The 19,275-nt window shown below is 62.5% G+C and carries 16 protein-coding genes; 7 read left to right on the top strand and 9 right to left on the bottom strand.

Annotated features, from left to right (window positions below; all coding sequences use genetic code 11):
* Window positions 1-66: 66 nt before the first annotated feature.
* Window positions 67-1,851, top strand: coding sequence for an APC family permease (locus NL154_RS27560; RefSeq protein ID WP_210632422.1), 1,785 nt, complete (start codon window positions 67-69; stop codon window positions 1,849-1,851).
* A 123-nt stretch (window positions 1,852-1,974) separates the two neighbouring features.
* Here the strand turns inward: NL154_RS27560 and NL154_RS27555 are convergent, their stop codons facing one another.
* The 5 genes from NL154_RS27555 to NL154_RS27535 all read right to left on the bottom strand — a co-directional run bounded on the left by NL154_RS27555 (window position 1,975) and on the right by NL154_RS27535 (window position 6,812).
* Window positions 1,975-2,736, bottom strand: coding sequence for an SDR family NAD(P)-dependent oxidoreductase (locus NL154_RS27555; protein ID WP_207245846.1), 762 nt, complete (start codon window positions 2,734-2,736; stop codon window positions 1,975-1,977).
* Between the two features lie 13 nt (window positions 2,737-2,749).
* Window positions 2,750-3,559, bottom strand: coding sequence for an ABC transporter permease (locus NL154_RS27550; protein ID WP_221153395.1), 810 nt, complete (start codon window positions 3,557-3,559; stop codon window positions 2,750-2,752).
* The gene (locus tag NL154_RS27545) at window positions 3,559-4,425 is read right to left on the bottom strand and encodes an ABC transporter permease (RefSeq protein WP_210632420.1); all 867 of its coding nucleotides are present in this window, start codon (window positions 4,423-4,425) and stop codon (window positions 3,559-3,561) included. Before NL154_RS27545 ends, NL154_RS27550 begins: the two co-directional genes overlap by 1 nt.
* Window positions 4,426-4,507: 82 nt before the next feature.
* Window positions 4,508-5,668 (bottom strand): ABC transporter substrate-binding protein, encoded by a 1,161-nt coding sequence (locus NL154_RS27540; protein WP_207245849.1) that lies wholly within the window; start codon window positions 5,666-5,668, stop codon window positions 4,508-4,510.
* Window positions 5,628-6,812 (bottom strand): ABC transporter ATP-binding protein, encoded by a 1,185-nt coding sequence (locus NL154_RS27535; protein WP_207245850.1) that lies wholly within the window; start codon window positions 6,810-6,812, stop codon window positions 5,628-5,630. Before NL154_RS27535 ends, NL154_RS27540 begins: the two co-directional genes overlap by 41 nt.
* A gap of 193 nt (window positions 6,813-7,005) precedes the next feature.
* Between NL154_RS27535 and NL154_RS27530 the strand changes: the two genes are divergently transcribed.
* A complete protein-coding gene (locus NL154_RS27530) occupies window positions 7,006-7,860 on the top strand; it encodes a helix-turn-helix transcriptional regulator (RefSeq protein ID WP_210632417.1) in 855 nt (284 codons plus the stop codon).
* Window positions 7,861-7,930: 70 nt separating this feature from the next.
* Here the strand turns inward: NL154_RS27530 and NL154_RS27525 are convergent, their stop codons facing one another.
* Together NL154_RS27525 and NL154_RS27520 are read right to left on the bottom strand one after the other, a co-directional pair.
* Window positions 7,931-8,962: an aldo/keto reductase gene (locus NL154_RS27525; RefSeq protein ID WP_210632416.1), complete on the bottom strand. Its 1,032-nt coding sequence runs from the start codon at window positions 8,960-8,962 to the stop codon at window positions 7,931-7,933.
* 218 nt (window positions 8,963-9,180) lie between these two features.
* Window positions 9,181-10,449 (bottom strand): flavin monoamine oxidase family protein, encoded by a 1,269-nt coding sequence (locus tag NL154_RS27520; protein WP_210632415.1) that lies wholly within the window; start codon window positions 10,447-10,449, stop codon window positions 9,181-9,183.
* Between the two features lie 117 nt (window positions 10,450-10,566).
* Here NL154_RS27520 and NL154_RS27515 point away from each other — a divergent pair, with 117 nt between their 5' ends.
* The 5 genes from NL154_RS27515 to NL154_RS27495 all read left to right on the top strand — a co-directional run bounded on the left by NL154_RS27515 (window position 10,567) and on the right by NL154_RS27495 (window position 14,867).
* Window positions 10,567-11,547: a 3'-5' exonuclease gene (locus NL154_RS27515; protein ID WP_210632414.1), complete on the top strand. Its 981-nt coding sequence runs from the start codon at window positions 10,567-10,569 to the stop codon at window positions 11,545-11,547.
* A gap of 163 nt (window positions 11,548-11,710) precedes the next feature.
* The gene (locus tag NL154_RS27510) at window positions 11,711-11,857 is read left to right on the top strand and encodes a DUF1127 domain-containing protein (RefSeq protein ID WP_064695679.1); all 147 of its coding nucleotides are present in this window, start codon (window positions 11,711-11,713) and stop codon (window positions 11,855-11,857) included.
* A gap of 541 nt (window positions 11,858-12,398) precedes the next feature.
* Complete coding sequence (kduI, locus tag NL154_RS27505) at window positions 12,399-13,235, top strand: 5-dehydro-4-deoxy-D-glucuronate isomerase (RefSeq protein WP_210632413.1); 837 nt, start codon at window positions 12,399-12,401, stop codon at window positions 13,233-13,235.
* Window positions 13,232-13,996, top strand: coding sequence for a 2-dehydro-3-deoxy-D-gluconate 5-dehydrogenase KduD (gene kduD / locus NL154_RS27500; RefSeq protein ID WP_282615087.1), 765 nt, complete (start codon window positions 13,232-13,234; stop codon window positions 13,994-13,996). The genes kduI and kduD overlap by 4 nt, the downstream gene beginning before the upstream one ends.
* Window positions 13,997-14,120: 124 nt before the next feature.
* Complete coding sequence (locus NL154_RS27495) at window positions 14,121-14,867, top strand: FadR/GntR family transcriptional regulator (protein WP_210632411.1); 747 nt, start codon at window positions 14,121-14,123, stop codon at window positions 14,865-14,867.
* A 61-nt stretch (window positions 14,868-14,928) separates the two neighbouring features.
* On the opposite strand, the gene NL154_RS27490 is transcribed toward NL154_RS27495, so the two are convergent.
* Together NL154_RS27490 and NL154_RS27485 are read right to left on the bottom strand one after the other, a co-directional pair.
* The gene (locus NL154_RS27490) at window positions 14,929-15,702 is read right to left on the bottom strand and encodes a hypothetical protein (protein ID WP_221145180.1); all 774 of its coding nucleotides are present in this window, start codon (window positions 15,700-15,702) and stop codon (window positions 14,929-14,931) included.
* Window positions 15,703-15,837: 135 nt separating this feature from the next.
* Window positions 15,838-19,140: a GH36-type glycosyl hydrolase domain-containing protein gene (locus NL154_RS27485; RefSeq protein ID WP_434734435.1), complete on the bottom strand. Its 3,303-nt coding sequence runs from the start codon at window positions 19,138-19,140 to the stop codon at window positions 15,838-15,840.
* Window positions 19,141-19,275 lie beyond the last annotated feature (135 nt).

Genomic DNA, 19,275 nt, shown 5'->3' with positions numbered 1-19,275 from the left:
CAGGGAGACACGTTCAGGGAGACGTACAGAGATACGTCCGGAACAATCGAATGGGGAATTTCGCCGATGACAGATATTGTGGAGGCCGGAATTGCATCCGGCACCGAAGGTAAGCTTATACGCGCGCTCGACTGGAAGGGCGCATTCTGGGTGGCCGCGGGCGTGCCGCCGCTCGTTCTCTTCTCCATCGGCGGCATCGCAGGCACGACGGGCAAGCTCGCCTTCGTCGTCTGGATCATCTCGATGGTGATGGGTTTCCTGCAATCCTTCACCTATGCCGAGATCGCCGGCATGTTCGGCAACAAATCCGGCGGGGCCTCCGTCTACGGCGCCACCGCCTGGCTGCGCTATTCGAAATTCATCGCGCCGCTGTCGGTCTGGTGCAACTGGTTTGCCTGGTCGCCGGTGCTTTCACTCGGCTGTGCCATCGCCGCCGGCTACATTCTCAATGCATTTTTCCCGATTCCGGCAGCCGATTCGCAAATGGTCCTCGACTGGATCGCCGCGCATGCCGCTTCCGTCACGGCCGACAGCCCCCGCGTCGCCGAATATATCGCAGCCCACGCCGGCACGACGCCTGACGATGCCGTCAAGGCGCTGCTCGGCGCCGACGGTGTTGCCGCTCTGACGCCGGCGATCCGCAACTGGTCGCTGGCAAGCTTCAGCATTCCCTACCTCGCCACCGCCAACATCAACGCCACCTTCTTCATCGGCGGCATCCTGATGCTGATCATCTTCGCGATCCAGCATCGCGGCATCTCGGAAACGGCTAGCGTGCAGAAATGGCTGGCGATCATCGTGCTGGTGCCGCTGCTGATCATCGGCCTTTATCCGATCGTCAGCGGCCAGATCGTTTCCGCAAATGTCACCGGCCTCGTCCCGCCGACGGCGGCCTATGCCGCCAGCGACGGCAGCTGGAGCAATGGCGGCTGGACGCTGTTTCTCGGCGGCCTGTATATCGCCGCCTGGTCGACCTACGGCTTCGAGACGGCGGTCTGCTACACCCGCGAACTGAAGAATCCGAAGACAGACACCTTCAAGGCGATCTTCTATTCCGGCCTGGCCTGCTGCCTGTTCTTCTTCCTGGTGCCCTTCGCCTTCCAGGGCGTACTCGGCCACGCCGGCATGCTGGCCCCCGGCATCGTCGATGGCACGGGCGTTGCCGAAGCGCTTGGCGGCCTGATCGGCGCCGGCCGGGTCATCACCCAGTTGCTCGTGATATTGATGATCCTGGCGCTCTTCCTCGCCATCATGACGGCAATGGCCGGTTCCTCACGCACACTCTATCAGGGTTCGAAGGACGGCTGGCTGCCGAAATATCTCGACCACGCCAACGAGCATGGCGCCCCGACACGGGCGATGTGGACCGATTTCGCCTTCAATCTCTTCCTTCTGGCGATCGCATCGGACGTCGGTGGCTACTTCTTCGTACTCGCCGTCTCGAATGTCGGCTACATCATCTTCAACTTCCTGAACCTCAATTCCGGCTGGATCCACCGGGTGGATTCCGGCCATATCGAACGGCCCTGGAAGGCGCCGAGCTGGCTGATCGGCCTCAACACCGTGCTCGCCTTCGTCAACGCGCTCTTCCTCGGCGCCGGCGCCAAGGTCTGGGGTTACTCCAACGCACTCTGGGTCGGCTTCATCTTCGCCGCCCTGATCCTGCCCGTCTTCGCCTATCGCCACTATGTGCGCGACGGCGGCAAGTTCCCGGCCGGCGCGATGGAGGATCTCGGCCTCATCGGCCAGGATCTCGGCGTCAGGAAAGCCGGCATGCTCCCTTATCTTGCACTTGTCGGCGGCCTCGCGATCGTACTGATCGCCAACTGGTTCTTCCAGCTCCCGGCTTGAATAGCCTCCCAAGCAGAAAAGCCGCAAGCCGCCATGGAAACATGGCGGCTTTTTCATGCCCTGATTCTGGGATTTGATCTGGATGAGGGTTGACCTAGTAGGGGGCAAACCATTCCACCACCGTCAAACAATGGTCTCGCCGCCGTCGACGACGAGAATCTGACCGGTCATGTAGGACGAACGGTCCGAGACCAGGAAGAGAATGGGCTCGGCGATTTCGGAAACATCGGCCCAGCGTCCGAGCGGCACCTTCTCAGCGACATAGGCCTCGATCGCGCCACGGCCGCCCATCTGGGCGATGAAGGGTTCGTTGAACGGCGTATCCACCCAGCCCGGGCAGAGCGCGTTGACGCGGATGCCGAACCTGGCGTAGTCGCCGGCCATCTGCCGGGTCATCGCGATGACCGCATGTTTCGTCGTCGTATAGGCGATCATCTCGCGATCGTAGAGTACGCCCGACGAGGAAGAGGTGTTGAGGATGACGCCGCGGCCCGCCTTCTTCATCAGCGGCATGACGAAGCGGGCCGCCATGAAATGCGCTCGGACATTCAGGCTCCAGGACCTGTCGAAACCCTCGACAGCCACCTGTTCCAGATCGCCCGCCACCTGTGCGCCGGCATGATTGTGGAGGATGTCGATTCGGCCATGACGTTCGGCGACCGCAGCGATGCCCGCTTCGAGCGCCCTGTCGTCGGTGACGTCGAGAACTAGGCACTCAGCCCTGCCGCCGGCGGCCTCAATCCGGTCGACGGTTTCGGCGGCACTGGCGGCATTCAGGTCGGCCACGACGACGAAAGCACCTTCTCCTGCCATGATCAGCGCGCCGGCCTGGCCGATGCCCGAGCCCGCTCCGGTGATGATCGCGACGCGATTTTCAAGAATCATTGGTGTTTCCCGTTCAGTTTGTTGTTTTCTCGCGCATCAGAAAGCGCGCGATGAGGATCAGTCCCAGCGATGCGACAAGCACCATCGTGGCGATGGCGTTGATCTCCGGCGTCACGCCACGACGGATCGAGGCGAAGACATAGATCGGCAGTGTCGTGTTCGAACCTGCGACGAAAAAGGCGATGATGAAATCGTCGAAGGAGAAGGTGAAGGCGAGCAGGAACCCGGCCAGGATTGACGGCAGGATCTGCGGCAGCACAATCTGGCGAAAAGTGGTGAAAGGCGTGGCGTAAAGGTCGCTCGACGCTTCGACGATGTCACGGCCGAGGCTGGCGATGCGTGCTTTGACGATCATTGTCACCAGCGCCATGGTGAAGAGGCCGTGGGCGGCGATGATCGAGCCATAGCCGAGTGATAGCTTCGGCGCCTGTTCGCCTGGCCAGACGGCGGCGATCAGTGGATTGACGAAGCCGAAGACCTCGACCAGCGCCACCAGCGTCGCAATGCCGATGACGACGCCGGGAACGACGATCGCCGCAGCGAACAGCCCGTCGAAGACCGCTCGCGCCCGGGCGCCGAGCCGCTCCATGCCGATCGCCGCCATCGTGCCGAAAATGGCCGCCAGCCCGGCACTGGTAAAGGCGATGGTCAGGCTGTTCTGCAGCGCTTCCATCAGGAAAGTGTTCGCAATCGCCCTGCCATACCATTGCGTCGAGAAGCCGGTGAAATCGCTGGCATTACGGCCGGCATTAAAGGAGAACAGCACGACAAGCGCGATCGGCATGTAGAGGAACAGGTAGACTGCGGTGACCAGCGCGCGCATCAGACGAGATCCACTTGGCGGGTACCGGCAACACGCCAGGCGATGCGCATGGCGATCAACAGCACGATGACGACGACAACGACGAGAGTGACAGCGATTGCAGAGCCGAACGGCCAGTTGCGCGACTGCAGGAAGAGATCGACCAGCGCATTGCCGATGAAGAAGACTTTGCCGCCGCCAAGCAACTGCGGGATCAAATATTCGCCGAGCAGCAGGATGGTGACGAGGGCGATGCCGGTCATCACACCCGGAAGCGACAGAGGCAGCGTAATGCCGAAAAAGGTCGAAAGCGGCCGCGCGCCGAGATCGGCGGAGGCCTCCAGAAGGCGGCGGTCGAGCTTTTCGAGGCTGACATAGATCGGCATGATCATAAGCGGCAGGTAGCCGTAGACGATGCCGAGCAGCACGGCGCCCGGTGTGTTCAGCAGCCTGACGTCTTCGATGCCGACCATCTCCAAGAGATGCGGAATGCCGCGCGCGCCCAAGATGTACATCCAGGCGTAGGTGCGCACGAGAAGGCTCGTCCAGAAGGGCACGACGACGAGGGAGACCAGCAGCAGCCGGTATTTGGCGCTCGCCTTGACGGCCAGGTAATAAGCAACCGGATAGGCGACGAGCAGGCAGGCGAAGGCGCCGATCGGCGCAAGAATCAGCGTGTTCTTGAAGGCTGCGGTGCGCGAGCCGAGATTGGCAAACTGCGCAAAGGTAAAAGCCGCCTGATAACCACCTTCTGGCGCCCGCTCTCCGAAGGCAAAGACGATGATGGCGATGAAGGGCAGCACCAAGAACACGAACAGCCAGATGCTGGCCGGACCGACAAGAGCCGCGGTGACAAGGCGCCGATTTGTGGCAGGAGTAAAAGGCATCGAAAGGTTCTTTATCCGCCGATTCTAAGCACGAGACCGGCCCCTCGCGCCAAGGCGGCGGGGCCGGAGTTGGGCACGGCGATCAAGCCGACTTGAAACGCGCCATCAGCTCCGCCCGGCCGGGATCGGTCAACGTCACCGCCGCGCCGAATTCCAGCGGCGTCAATGAGGCCTCGTCCGGATAGACGATCTTGTTCGCGGTGATCTCCTTCGGCAGCAGTGCGATGACCCGGCTGTCGGTCGTCGGTGCGCCGTTGGCGACGTGCTCCTTGACGGCATTGGCCGGATCCATGAGGTAGTTGAGCAGCGCGTAACCCGCCGCCTTATTCGGCGCGTCCTTCGGGATGGCGTAATAGTCGGTCCAGATCTCACCGCCGTCGGTGCCGAGCACATAGGCGATCTCGGGAACGTCACGGTTGAGCTGCGCCCCGTCATTGGTCCAGCACATGGTGAGCCAGGCGTCGGTGGCGCGCATGGCCGGTTGGTAGTCGCTGTTGATGGCGAAAAGATGCGGTTTGACTTTAATCAGCAGTTCCTCGGCTTTTGCGAGTTCGTCTGCCTTGATCGAATTAAAATCGTAGCCGAGCGACACCAGCGCGCTGCCGATCGTCGTTAACTGATAGTCGTGCACCATGGCGCGGCCGTCGGCTTCCGTCTGGGCGATATCAAAGAAATCCTTCCAGCTCGAAAGCTTGGTCTTGATCTTCGCTGTGTTGACCGAGAACCCGGTGGTACCCCAGTTCTTCGGCACCGCGTAGGTCTTGCCGTCGATCATGCCTTCCCTGGTGAAGCGCGGATTTTCCGTCGCCGGGCTGAAATTCGGGATCTTGGAGAGATCGAGTTCGTCGATCAGGCCGAGCTTGTGGTGGGTGGAGATCGTGTAGTTGGTCGGCACGAAGAGCGACCAGCCGGAGGCGCCCGCCTGGAGCTTGGCCAGCATTTCCTCGTTGGAGCCGAAGACGTTGACCTCGACGGCAACGCCGGTCGCCGCCTTGAAATTCTCGAAGGTCGCAGGGTCGTGATAATTGGGCCAGGTGGCGATCGACATCTGGGTACCGAGGTCCTCGGCGTAAGCGGGCGTCGACAGCGCACCGGGGAAACGCGACAGCACGGCGGTCGCAAGTCCGAGGCCGGTGACGCCGAGGAAGTGGCGGCGGCTGACGGAGCCGCGTTTCAGGCGCATGAACTCGTCCATGAAGCCTTCAGGGGTAATAGGCAGATGATCCTTGTAGTCCTTGCTCATGATGCTGTTCCCTTGTTCTGGTTTTTGCGTTCGATGCTGAAGAAACTTGGGGCGAAGAAGCCTCGCCTGGAAAAATGTGGGCCATATCAGGATCGAAGCTGAGGAAGACCGCTTCACCTGGCTCGACCAGATCGCTCTCATTCATGCCGCGCCGGTCGGCGGTGACGAGGAAATCGCCGAGACCTGGAACAGTCACGGCATATTCGGCCGAGGAGCCGAGGAAGATGCGGTGCGTGACCGTCCCGGCAAAGGACGTGCTGCCGACCGCAGCCCGCGTAAGCCGGATTGCCTCGGGACGGATCGCAACGATGACGTCGCCCATCGTAAGGCCAGGGCGGGCGATGGCTGCAAGCGCCGAACCGTCGCCAAGGCGCAGCGTGCCACCGGCTTCCAGCGTCGCATCGATCCGGTTGGTCTTGCCGACGAAATCGGCGACGAAAAGATCGGCCGGGCGGTCATAGACCTCTTGCGGCGTGCCGAGCTGACGAATGCGGCCGGCGCTCATGACGCAGACGACGTCCGCCATCGACAGCGCTTCTTCCTGATCGTGGGTGACGAGCACGAAGGTGATGCCGAGCTCGCGCTGCAGCGTCTGCAATTCGATCTGCATGGCCGAGCGCAGTTTCTTGTCGAGCGCGGCCAGCGGCTCGTCAAGCAGCAGTACCGAAGGCCGGTTGACGATCGCGCGCGCCAGCGCCACCCGCTGCTGTTGGCCGCCGGACATCTCGTGGATGCGCCGCTTGGCGAACCCGCCGAGACGCACCATCTCGAGCGCCTCTGCCGCGCGGCGATTGATCTCGGCCTCCGCAAGCCTTGGTCGCATCTGCCGCAAGCCATAGGCGACGTTCTGTTCGACGTTGAAATGCGGAAACAGAGCATAATGCTGGAAGACCATGTTGACGGGGCGGCGATAGGCCGGAACGCCGTTCATCTGCCGCCCGTTGATCAGCACGGAGCCCTCGCTCGGCTGCTCGAAGCCGCCGATCATGCGCAGACACGTGGTCTTGCCACAGCCGGACGGGCCGAGCAGAGCGAGGAAAGCGCCCTTCGGTACATTCAGGTTTATGTCGGTCACGGCGGTCACCGCGCCATAATTCTTGGTGACCGAACGGAATTCGATATCGTTCGTCGAAGCGGATGCCACGCGTCTGTTCCCTGCGGTTGGTTGGGATGGGCAGTCTAGCGCTGCCTTTTTGCCACCGTCGTTGGACAAAGAGTAAGCCCGGGCCCTCGGCGCGGTATATACCCCGAAAGAGGTATTCTGCCTCACATCTCTTCGTGGAAGGTGTATATGAAACTCAGAGTATTCCTGCAGAGCGGTTTTGGGGAGGCTATCGATGAGCATCGATCTCGAGGCGCTGTTTCAGGCTTTCGACGTCACCGTCGGAAAGGCCGCCATGGCGGATGCGGAGTTTGGAGAGACGTTCCGCCGGATGATGGCGGCGCTGGTGCGCTTCGATTATGTCGTGGTTTTTGCCTATCGCGGCAAGGAGCGACCGATCGATCTCTATAGCACCTTCGATCCAGACGAAAACGTCGTTTTCGTCACCCTCTATCAGGTCGGTCCCTACCTGCTCGATCCATTTTACCATACCGCCCGCGCACGCCGTCCGGGGGTCTTCCGCATGCGCGAACTCGCGCCCGACCGCTTCTTCTCCAGCGAATATTACCGGAGCTACTATGTCCAGACGGGACTTGCCGAGGAGATCGGCTTCTTCGTGACACTCGACGACGACATCACCGTCGTGCTGTCGCTGATGCGCCGGGAAAAGACCGGCCCGTTTCCACCGGCTGAATTCGCGCTTCTGAAAAAGGCCGAACCTTTGGTGGCGAGCCTTGTCCGGCATTTCTGGCCGGGGCTCGGCGTCCGCTTCGACGCGCAACGCGATGCCGGCTTGAGAAAGGGGAGGAAAAGCGGTGCGGCGGCGCAGGCGCTGCAGCCGGCCGACACTGTCTGGCGTGACCTCAAGTTGACGAGCCGCGAAACCGCGATCGTCGATCTGGTATTGCAAGGACATTCCTCGGAATCGATCGGCCTCAGGCTCAACATCTCGACGGGCACGGTGAAGGTCCATCGCCGCAACGTCTATCGCAAGCTGGGCATCTCCTCGCAGACGCAGCTTTTGTCAATCTACCTGAAGACATTCGGCAGCGCCGGCGACCGACCAGCAGCCCAAAGAACGAGTCAATAGGCCTCGGACCGGACAGCCTGTCCGCTTCGGCATGAAGCAGACAGGCTTCGTTCAGTTGCGGCCGGAGGGCTCAGCGGCCGCCTTCGATCTTGCGGTGGCGCTGGTTGATGCCGCCCTTGCCGTAGGGATAGTCCATCGGTTGAGGAGCGCTGACCTCGTTGAGCTTCGTCATTTCCTCCTTGGATAGCTCGACCTTCATGGCGCCGAGATTGTCGGCGAGCTGCTCGGGCGTGCGGGCGCCGAGGATGACCGAGGTTACAGCCGGCTGCGCCGCCGTCCAGGCGAGCGCCACCTGCGCCATGCTGACGCCGCGGGCCTTGGCGATCTCTTCGACCGCACCGATGATCGCCCAGGTGCGTTCCTGCGCGTTGCGCGGCGCATAGGATTCGCTGCCGCGATTGGGGTTCTCGCCGAGGCGGGTGGCGCCGGTCGGCATCTGGTCGCGCTTGTACTTGCCGGTCAGCCAGCCGCCGCCGAGCGGCGACCACGGCAACAGGCCCATGCCGGCATCCTGGCAGGCGGCGACGATTTCGAGCTCGATGTCGCGCGCCAGCAGGCTGTATTGCGGCTGCAGCGTCACCGGACGCGTATAACCACGCGCCTTGGCGATCTCCGAAGCCTTGGCGATGTGCCAGCCGACATAGTTGGAAAAGCCGTAATAGCCGATCTTGCCTGATGAAACCGCGTCGTCGAGGAAACGCAGCGTCTCTTCGATCGGCGTCAGCGCGTCCCAGGCATGCATCTGGTAGAGGTCAATCTGCTCGAGGCCGAGCCGGCGCAGCGAATCGTCGAGTGCCTGACCGAGATGGCGGCGCGACAGGCCAATATCGTTGGGCCCGTTGCCCATCGGAAACCTGCCCTTGGTCGCGACGATCGCCTGGCGGGCCTCGGTCGGGCGCGCCTTCAGCCAGCGACCGATGATCTCTTCCGACTTGCCGGCGCTGTAGACGTCGGCGGTATCGATGAAATTGCCGCCCCAGGCGAAATAATCGTCGAGCAGCTTGTGCGAGGCCGCTTCGTCGGCCTCCGCCCCGAAGGTCATGGTGCCCAGGCAATAGGCGGTAACGACGGTCCCGCTGGGACCGAGCTTGCGATAATCCATTTCTTCCTCCTCATGCGGGCGCCCGCAGCCGACGCGCAAAATCGCCGGGGTAGAAGCCGGGGCTTCCGCAATCCAATGACAATATCGAGCTTGAGGCGGCCGCTTGCCGCCGGATGACGTATGGCGCCCTGGGCTCATCCAGCGCAGGGGCGAGGGCAGCATAACCAATCCCGCCCGTGCCACAAGTGGGAAAACATATTCCCGCGGGCGGGCGCCGGTTACGGATTTTTCGAAAACGAGGCGGCGAGCAGCTCGGCTGCGGCGACGCCGGTCTCGTAGGCGCCGTGCGCCGTCGAATAACGCGCATGCGAACAGGCTTCGCCGGCAAAGAAGATCCGTTCGTCATGCGGTGCGGCGAGGATCGCGCGCAAATCGGAGGCGCCGGGCTCGGCATAGGAATAGGAGCCGCCGATATGGGGTGTAGCGGCCCAGGCCGAGATCGCCGCCAGCGACAACTGCTTGCGGATGTCCGCGCCGAATTGCCCCGCCATCTCATCGGCGGCGAAGGCAAAGGCGGCTTCTTTCCCTGCCCGCTCCAGATCATGCGCGAGATCGCCGGCAAAATAGGCCTCGACGACGGCAGCGCCGAACGGCCGCAGCTGATAGGTGCCGGTCGCACCGCGACTGGTCGATCCGAGCATATGCGTATCTGCCGGCAACGCGTCCGGATCGGCGAGGCTGAGGAAAATCTTGTCGGCGAGCCCCAGCGGCAAACGAGCTGCCGCTTCAATCTTGTCGGGCAGGGGAGGATCGAACGCGATCCTGCCGGCGGCAAGCATATTCGTCGAAACGGTGACGAGCACCGTCCCGGCGGTGATCATCCCCTTGTTCGTGTCGATACTGATACGGCCGGCATGGCGGTGATCCACGCGCCTTGCTTCGACTCCAAGCCTTGTCCGGACCGGCGCGCCATAGAGCGAGATCAATGTTCCATAGCCTTCCCGCACCCGCCAGTCGGGACCGGCGCCGGGATCATATCTGTTGTAGTCGACGATCGACGAACGCTCCAGTTCGGCGCCGGTGATATAGGTGCCGATTGCCCGGATCTGGCCGTTCCAGCGACTACCGGGCTGTAGCTTTGCTGCCATGTCGCGATCGTTGCCTTCGTGGCTTTCTAGGCGTTCGAAGTAAGCGCCAATCGCCTGCTGCGCGGCTTGGCTCTCCGCATCGTCCCGCTGAAGCCGCCGCCCCCCGTTCCAGGGCGCCGGCGAGCGGTCGACCGTCAATCCGACCTCACCGGCAATCGCCGTCCAGGCATTGGTCCGCGCCCCGTGCAGCCAGCCGCAACCGAGATCGAAACCAAGATCGCCGGTTCCGGGCAGCCCGACCGTCCAGGCCCGGCCACCGAGACGGTCGCCGGCTTCGAGCAGGAGGACGGAAAGACCGGGACGGATTGCCAGCAGGCGGCGGGCAGCGGCAATACCGGCAGCACCGGCGCCGATGATGACGACGTCTTCGTCCGCGTCCTTGAAGTCGTCACGAGGCATGGTTTCTCCTTCCGCCGCTGACACTCAGCTAAACTTTCCTGTCCATGAAAGGCAAGGGCTGGGCATAGCGCGCCGCGGGCGATGGATTCGCCCGCGCCTCCGTGACATACAAGTTCGATGAGCGTGCACAGAGATTCGCAACTCGACATGTTTGCCAAGCCATCGCCCGCAATGGCCGAGGCACGCGGCCCGGCGCGCCGGCGGCCGTCACCGCCGGCGGCCCGCTGCGATGAAGACATGGCGCGCGCGCTCGAGGAGAGCGGCAATTATCGCATCCTGAGGAAACTTGCCGCCCGGCCGGTCGCGGCAGCGAGACAGCCGCAGTTTTCGCGGCTCGGCGTCATCCTCGATACCGAGACGACGGGCCTCAACTACCGCAGCGATGAAATCATCGAAATCGGCGCCGTCGCCTTCACCTTCAACGATGACGGCGCGGTCGGCGATGTGGTCGGCATCTATGGCGGTCTGCAGCAGCCGTCCAGGCCGATCCCGCCCGACATCACCCGGCTGACCGGCATTACCGATGCCATGGTCGAAGGACAGATGATCGACATGCCGTCGCTGAGTGCACTGATCGAACCGGCGGACCTCATCATTGCCCATAATGCCGGGTTCGACCGGCCGTTCTGCGAGGCCTTCTCACCCATCTTCACCGGCAAGGCCTGGGCGTGCTCGGTTTCGGAGATCGACTGGAGCGCCCGCGGCTTCGAGGGCACCAAGCTCGGTTACCTCGTCGGCCAGGCCGGCTATTTCCATGAAGGCCACCGCGCGGTGGACGACTGCCACGCACTCCTGGAGATCCTGGATCGACAGCAGGGCGACGGTGAAAGCCCCTTCGCCGAGCTGTACCGCGCCAGCCAACGCTGCCGCGTCCGCATCTTTGCCGAACACAGCCCGTTCGAGATGAAGGACCACCTGAAGGCAAGGGGCTACCGCTGGTCTGATGGAAGCGATGGCCGCCTGAAATCCTGGTGGATCGAAGTCGGCGAGGACGATCTCGGCGACGAGCTTTCCTATCTGCGTTCGGAAATCTATCGGTGGAAGGAGGCCGATCCGCCGCTCGTCCGGCTGACGGCCTTCGATCGCTTCAAAGCCTGAGATCGGCCGCGGCCCATCAGAACCCATGCAGTTATCGCATAGGTGCAGTGATGCATTGGCGCTGCAACAACCGGGGGTCCCGTATTATATAGAACTCATCGAAGCAACCGAAGCGCCAAGGACTGGCAGCTAGGCTTCGAAAGCCCACGGAAAGGGGATCATCATGAACGTAGCACGCTCTTTCAACAACTGGCGCAAGTACCGTCAGACGGTCGCTGAACTGGGCCGTATGTCGACGCGCGAACTGGACGACCTCGGCATCGGCCGCGGCGAAATCCGCACCATCGCCCGTGCGGCCATCGCCCGCTAACGGCCAGACAGACCACCACCTTCGACATTTGGCCAGCGCCTGCTTCCTCCCGAGCGGGCGCTTTGCTTTTTGGGCTTGCCCGTCAGATGGCGAGCCGCCCGCTTTTCGCATAACGCATAGCTGCCCTGCAAAGAAATGCCTATCATCTGAGCAGAAAATAAGTATGATTATTTCATCGAAGCGGTGCACCTCCTCCCGCATCCTTCGACCATGCAGGCGCCCCATCCTCCTCCCAGGGTCGCTTGCGGGAACGGCAGCACTCCTCCTCCCAGCTGTCGTTCGGTTTTTATCGAAAGCCTGCCGCACCTCCTCCCGCGGCAGGCTTTTTTCGTTTTGGCCGAGGAATGTGCGGCCGCGCCGAAAGCGGCCCCTTACGATCCCTTCACGTCTGCTCAGCCAAGTCCCGGACAAACGTGTTGACACCAAACTTGTCGTACAACTATGTAACCAGACGGATACCGCCGCAGCGGAGGACGCCTGATGGATCGGCTTGCGCAATAGCGACGATGCGTGACGACAACGAAGCTGAAGGAAAATTGACATGCAGATCGACGTGAGGCACGCCTCCCATCCCGAGGCCGTGCGCGAATACGACACCGAAGCGCTGCGGCGTCACTTTCTGGTCGAGACCGTTTTCGCAGGCGGCGAGATCCGGCTGACATATTCCCATTACGACCGGATGGTCATCGGCGGCGCCACGCCGCTCGGTGTCGCGCTGACGCTGACGGCGCCGACGGCGATCGGACAGGAAACCTTCCTCGCCGAGCGTGAACTCGGAACCTTGAACATCGGCGGCGCCGGCCGCATCATCGTCGACGGCACGAGCTACGACCTTGCCAAATATGATTGCCTCTATGCCGGCAAGGGCGCCAAGGACATCCGGTTCGAAAGCCTGGATGCCGCCAATCCGGCGAAATTCTATCTGGTCTCGACCCCGGCCCATCAAACGCACCCGACCGTGCTGCTCACCCGCGAAAAGGCTCGTCACCTGACGCCCGGCGAAGCCGCGACGGCCAACAAGCGCTCGATTTACCAGTTCATCCACCCGGAAGTCTGCCAGTCGTGCCAGCTCACCCTGGGCTTCACCATGATCGAGCCGGGCAGCGTCTGGAACACCATGCCGGCCCATACGCATGACCGGCGCATGGAAGCCTATCTCTATTTCGATCTCGAATCCGACCAGCGTGTCTTCCACTTCATGGGCGAGCCGCAACAGACCCGGCATATGCTGGTCGCCAACGAGCAGGCGGTCATCTCGCCGCCCTGGTCGATCCATTCGGGCGCCGGCACCAAGAATTACAGCTTCATCTGGGCGATGGCCGGCGACAACAAGAGCTTTACCGACATGGATCATATCGCCATCGCGGATCTGAGGTGAGCACCGTGGCAAATCCCTTCGACCTCTCCGGCCGGACCGCCGTCGTCACCGGCGCCAATACCGGGATCGGCCAGGCGATCGCTGCGGCGTTGGCCGAGGCCGGTGCGGCGATCGTCGCCGTTGGGCGCTCCTCGATGGAGGAAACCGAGGCGCTGGTGAAGCAGGCCGGAAGCCGCTTCCATGTCATCAAGGCCGATCTTGGCACCATCGAACCGGTCAAGGGGATCGTCGCCGAGACGATCCAGACCTTCGGCGGCCTCGACATCCTCGTCAACAATGCCGGCATCATCCGCCGTGCCGATGCGCTCGACTTCACCGAGGAAGATTGGGACGCGGTGATCGACGTCAATCTGAAGACGGCCTTCTTCCTGTCGCAGGCGGCTGGCCGCCATATGGTCGGGAAGGGCAGGGGCAAGATCATCAACATCGCGTCGCTGCTCTCCTTCCAGGGCGGCATTCGCATCCCGTCCTATACCGCCTCGAAAAGCGGGCTTGCCGGACTGACGAAGCTGCTCGCTTGCGAATGGGCCGGCAAGGGCGTCAACGTCAACGCCATCGCCCCCGGTTACTTCGTCACCAACAACACGACGGCGCTGCGTGAGGATCCCGATCGCAACGCCGCCATCGTGGCCCGTATTCCGGCGGGACGCTGGGGAACGCCGTCCGAACTTGGAGGTGCCGCCGTGTTCCTGGCATCGCCTGCATCCGATTACGTGCACGGGACGGTGCTGCCCGTCGACGGCGGCTGGCTGGCGCGGTAATCGCTTTCGTCGACCGGCGAAACACAGCGTCTCGGCCCGCGTCGTTTTGCCTTTCCGGCCGGCATGCGCTAGCAAAAGCTTACCGGCCGGCGCAGCCGCCCCGACAGGCAGGATATGACAAGGAATGACGGACAAGGACAACGCGCTCTTCACCACCATTCGCCAGCCGTCGAACCTGCGCAGCAACCTTGCCGATACGCTGACGGCGCAGATCGAGTCCGGTGACCTCAAGCCGGGCCAGCGCCTGCCGACCGAACAGGCGATCATGGCGGCGACCGGCGTCAGCCGCACGATCGTGCGCGAGGCGCTCGCGACCCTGCGCGCCAAAGGACTGATCACCACGCACCAGGGGCTCGGGGCTTTCGTCTCGGACGATCCGACACCGAGATCCTTCTCTATCATTCCCAATGACCTGCAGTCGATCGATGAGGTTCTGCGGGTGCTGGAGCTGCGCATGGGGGTCGAATATGAGGCGGCCGGTCTTGCCGCGCTGCGGCGCACGCCGGAAGACATAGACCGTATGCAGGACCGGCTCGATGCGCTCGACAGGGCGCTCGAAGAGGGTGGATATGGCGCAGAGGAAGATTACGCCTTCCACCGGTCGATCCTGGTGGCGACGCAGAATTCCTACTACGGCCGCCTCTTCGATACGTTCGGCAACATCATGGTGCCGCGGCAATGGGCACGCTTGGACAAGATGACCGCGGCGGAGCGCAAGCGCCATGCCGCTCGTATGCGTAGGGAACACCACGCCATATTCACGGCGATCCGCGACGGCAACGAAGCGGCCGCGCGCCGTGCCATCCGCAGCCATCTGTCGAAGAGTGCTGCCCGGTTCGAGGAACTGCGCGACGCGACCGGCCTGTCCTGAACGTTCGCATCTTGAGGGCGTTGCGTGATTTCCCGCTGAACAACGCAAATTAAGAAAAGCGTTACATGCCGCCTTCATCAGAGAGCCAAATGCGCAATTGGCCGACCGGCTTGAAACCCAGTTTTGTCATTTCGTCCAGTGCTGCACCACGCTCGTATCCGACAAGCGGCAGATCGGGTGAAAAGGCGACAGTGGCCAAGGAGACGGCATCCCGGAAGACCTGCGGCGTGCCAGCCAAGCTAAAGATGTTGGAGATCCCGACAGCCTCGGGTGATCGATTTACGATGCAGCCCGCGTCAAAGCCGTCGTCGGCCCATCGGCCATAGATGTGTATGTCCGGATCGGAAAGCAGACCCAGTGTGAAGACGTCGGCATCTGTGGGGCTACCCGACTCTTTCCACGAATGTTCCCAGCGTTGCAGGGCCGCCGCATCGCGAATGCGTACCCACTCCTGGGGCGCACGCGCTGAAATTTTGTGAGGTTCGGCCCAAATCCACGATGCGGAAAACAACAACTGGAACCCTTTGTCGACGAGATTGAACCGGGAAAACCCGTCTTTGAAACCGGGGCGCCGTCCCAGCCGATCTGTCAGCCAACCGATTTCAACCAGCTGTTCCTCCGTTGCATCCGGGTCAAGTGTTGTCATGTTGGAATAGTATGGCGGTGCAATCGCGTCGCTTGACCAAAATGCGTTGGTTCGTTGATCAGGCAGTCCATGGGCACGGAAAACCGCCTGATACAGATCTGCATTGTTAGCGGCACAAATACGCGCCTTTTCGGCATCGGACCGTGCCCTGTGTTTCAGGATTTTGCTTTGTGAGGAGTTGCCTGTCATAAGAAACCCTGTCGCTCGGATCTGCTGATAGCGGCCCCGGGGGCGGGCTGCGCAAGCTAAGGCGCGGAAACCCTCGTCCTGCCGAGGAACACGGGCCGCATAGGATGCTCTCCAGCCGTTCTCTCTTGCCGTTGTTTAGGGTTCTCTCAACGCCATTTTCATCTTCGGCTTCCTCAACCGCCGCCAGGCGCTATGATCCGTTTGCAGAGCGACGGCGGCGTGCGCCGCCGGCAGAAGCGGTTTGCGGCGGCGCCGGCCGAAGCGTCGTTTGAAACCCAGGATATTTTCGACGAAGCTCCTGGTGTAGAGGCCGGGTCCGCTTGAATAGATGCGCCACCCGCCGTCGACGGCGATCTTGCCCGCCTTGACGCGCGCCCAGTCATCCGCCGCCTGATAGCGGTCGTGGAAAGCCGCGTCGCTGCTGCTGAAATAGGTATTGCGCTGGCGCAGTGAAGCGTGCGGCAAGACCGTCGTGACGGCGATCGGATTGACGATGGCGACCGCCTTCCACAGCTCCTCTGCCGAAGCCTCCAGCGCGAGCGTTTCGCAATAGCGCAGATGCGCGTGCACATACATCAGTCCGATCTCGCGGCCGAAGAAGGACGAGGATTCGGCCCGGCGAAACAGCGTTTCGGGCCCGCCGGCGTAGCTCGCCGGCTTTTCCATCAGCCGCACGCCATCGGGGAAGAGCAGATGCTCCTCGATCAGCCGCATATGATGCCGCCTCTGCGCCGGCGTGAACAGCTTGCCGAGCATGGCCTGCGTCATCGAGATCAGCGAAAAGGAAAGGCCTGTGCGTTTGTCGCTCGGATGCAGCAGCAATTCGACGCCGTCATGGGCGGGATCGAAGATGCCGTAGCCGGCAACGACGCCGTCGCGCACGAGATGACGGTTGAAATCCCGGCGCATCGCGGTTGCAATCTGCCGCAGAGCCTTTGCCTTGCCGCTCTGGCCGCGCCGGCGCAGGATGGCGGAATAACGGACGAACTGCTCATAGAGCAGAGCAACGGTCCAACTGCTGACCATCCAGTCGCGCAGATGCGGATCGGCCGGCTGCAGGGAATCGTTCCAGTCTCCCTCGCCATAGCGGATCAGATGCGTTCCCGGGATGAACTGTGTGCGGACGGTATCGAGCAGCTTCTCGACGTGAGAGGCGATGGCGTCGGCCTCGGGCGCGTTCTGCATGGTCTTTTCATCGCGCCAGGAAACCTTCTCGTCGAGAATGGCGAGATCGCCGGTCGCTTCGATATAGTCGCAGAGCGCTTTCAACGGCCAGACGATGACGTCGCCGTGACTGTCGCCCGCCCGGATGTTGGCATAGGGCTCCAGCATGAACCATTGCGGCCAGTCGCCTCCTTCCAGATATTGTTCGCTGAAGACGGTCTTCACCACCTCCCTGGCTTCGCGGTCGTGCTCGTAAGCGAGCAGGAATTCGATCGGCCCCTGGCAGGCATCGCGCGTCCCCCAGGCCGCACCCGTATATTGTTCCAGGCCGTGTGGTACGCTGAGATGCACGATGGCGTCATGCGCAAGCCAGGGCAGAAGGGTCGTCTGGGCAGCGAGATCGGGCGAAGGATTGTCGATCCTCATGCCGCGCACGACGTTGCGCCAGAATGCCGATGCCGGCGCAAGCATGGCCTCATCGGTGACGCCGGCCTCATAACGGCGCGCCAGCCGTTCGGCTTCTTCGGCATCGGTCATCGAACCGACGACGGCAAAGGAGAGCGCCAGCGTCGGCCGGGACTTGAGCGCGATGAAGGCGCCGTTGCGTGCAGCGCCATCGGCATAGAGCAGCTCATCGCCGCCGATCTCCTCGATGGCGTCGGGCGTCGAACTCACCAGCCAGTAAACGGCATCGGGATAACGCTCGCCCCAGAGCCAGGCCGGGTCCGGCCGGAAAGAGATGCGTTTGCGGCCGGGATCGAATTCGATCTGCCCGCCGGCGTCATATTCGCGCTCCCCGAGCACGACATGGCCAAACACCAGGAAACGGCACGGCTTGCCCCCCACCGACACGCTCCACTGCATCGCCGCATCCTCGCCGGAAGCGATCGCCGTGACGATGATCCTGCGATCCCGGCACTGATAGATCCAGCGGCAATCGCTCAGTCCCATCTCGAAGGCCGATGGCACCGCCAGAAGCCGCCAGCCTGCGTCGAGATCGGCCATGATGCGCAATCCGCTGGCGTGCATCAGGTTGTAGGGATCACGGGAGACGGAAAAAAGCTTGTGGAAAGATGTATTGCCGATCGTCAGCTGCGCGGCGAAAATCCCTTGCATCCAGCAGGTGGCGGCAAGGGTTGAATCGTCGAGCAGCATGTTTTGACCGCTTCGCACGATGGCGCCATGGCGCCGCGCGACGATGAATTCCTTGTCGCGCAGGACGACGTGGCGGTTGAGAACGCCGTCCGGCACGAAAAATGAAAGAAGCCTTCCGTGCGCGCGCTCCTCCAAGGTCCGCTCCGGATAGAGCCTTCGGATCGCCTTCAGGTCCAGCGCCTCGGCCTCCAGCAGGGGCGCATCCTGGAGCAGGCTGCGAACGGCCGCGGCCGCCTCCGGATCGGCGGCTGCACTCTCCGGCGCCGCGAACCCGTCGAGCCGCGAGAGGTCGGCATCGCTCGAGGCCTCGGGGTGATCGGCGGCGAACAGAGCAAAGAAACTCGCAGTCGCACCGCTTGCCGGTACGGAGAAGGATTTCGACTGAATGGCCGGACAGGCCGTCTCCTGCTGCCGCCGTTCGCTCGGAAGGTTGGTGCCGAAGGAACCAACCAGAAGGTCGCCCTGCCGATGCTTCGCCTGCACCAGCTGGATCGCATCCGTGGCATAGGCGGCCGCGCCATCGAAGCACCCCTGGATGAGCCAGGGATTGCGGGCGCCCGACTGCTTGAGATTTTGCCGGTTCATGACGACGGGGCCATATGTCTCGTGATCGGCGATATGGTGATCGACATATTGCGAAGCATAGGCTTCGCTGTTCATCAGAAAACCGCGATCGCCGAGACCGACGTCCTGGACGAGCACCAGATCCACCGGCAGCGCTCCCTTCTTCGAATGCTTGAACGTGACGCGCCAGAACCAGGCCGTCTCGGAGGGATGCAGCTCGAGGCGGACGGTGTAGCTGATATCGCCGGCCTTGCCGCTCCAGGAAAAGCCAGTCGCATCGTGCCCGAAGCGGCCATCGGCGCGAGGGCCGACGATCTCGACGACATCAGGCTTGGCGCCTCCGATGCGCAGATAAAGGCGGCCGATGCCGCCGTAGAGCGGCGAGCCCTGGATCTGATTGATCTGCACCGCCCCTTTGTCGTCGGCATATTCGATGGCAAACAACGTGCCGTTCGGCAAAGCCGATATCGACAGGCCGGAACCGTTGCTGATCGCAACGAGACCCAGCTCTTCGCGTCGTGGCATTTGCAAACTGCGCTTGAGGTTCGGGGCCATAAAGATCTCGTCGATTGATGTCAGAGGGGAATCAAAGGATGGCGCAAAAAGATTGAGAGAAATCTTACCGATGATGGGAAGGTCGACAAGGTGCCGCAGCTGATGAACGCACATGAGGACGCTGCAAAAACCAGC

This window comes from Rhizobium sp. YTUHZ044, from assembly GCF_051123975.1.
Taxonomy (GTDB): Bacteria; Pseudomonadota; Alphaproteobacteria; order Rhizobiales; family Rhizobiaceae; genus Rhizobium.
Note: the sequence above shows the minus strand (reverse complement) of the source record. Positions and strands in the feature narration are given on the sequence as shown.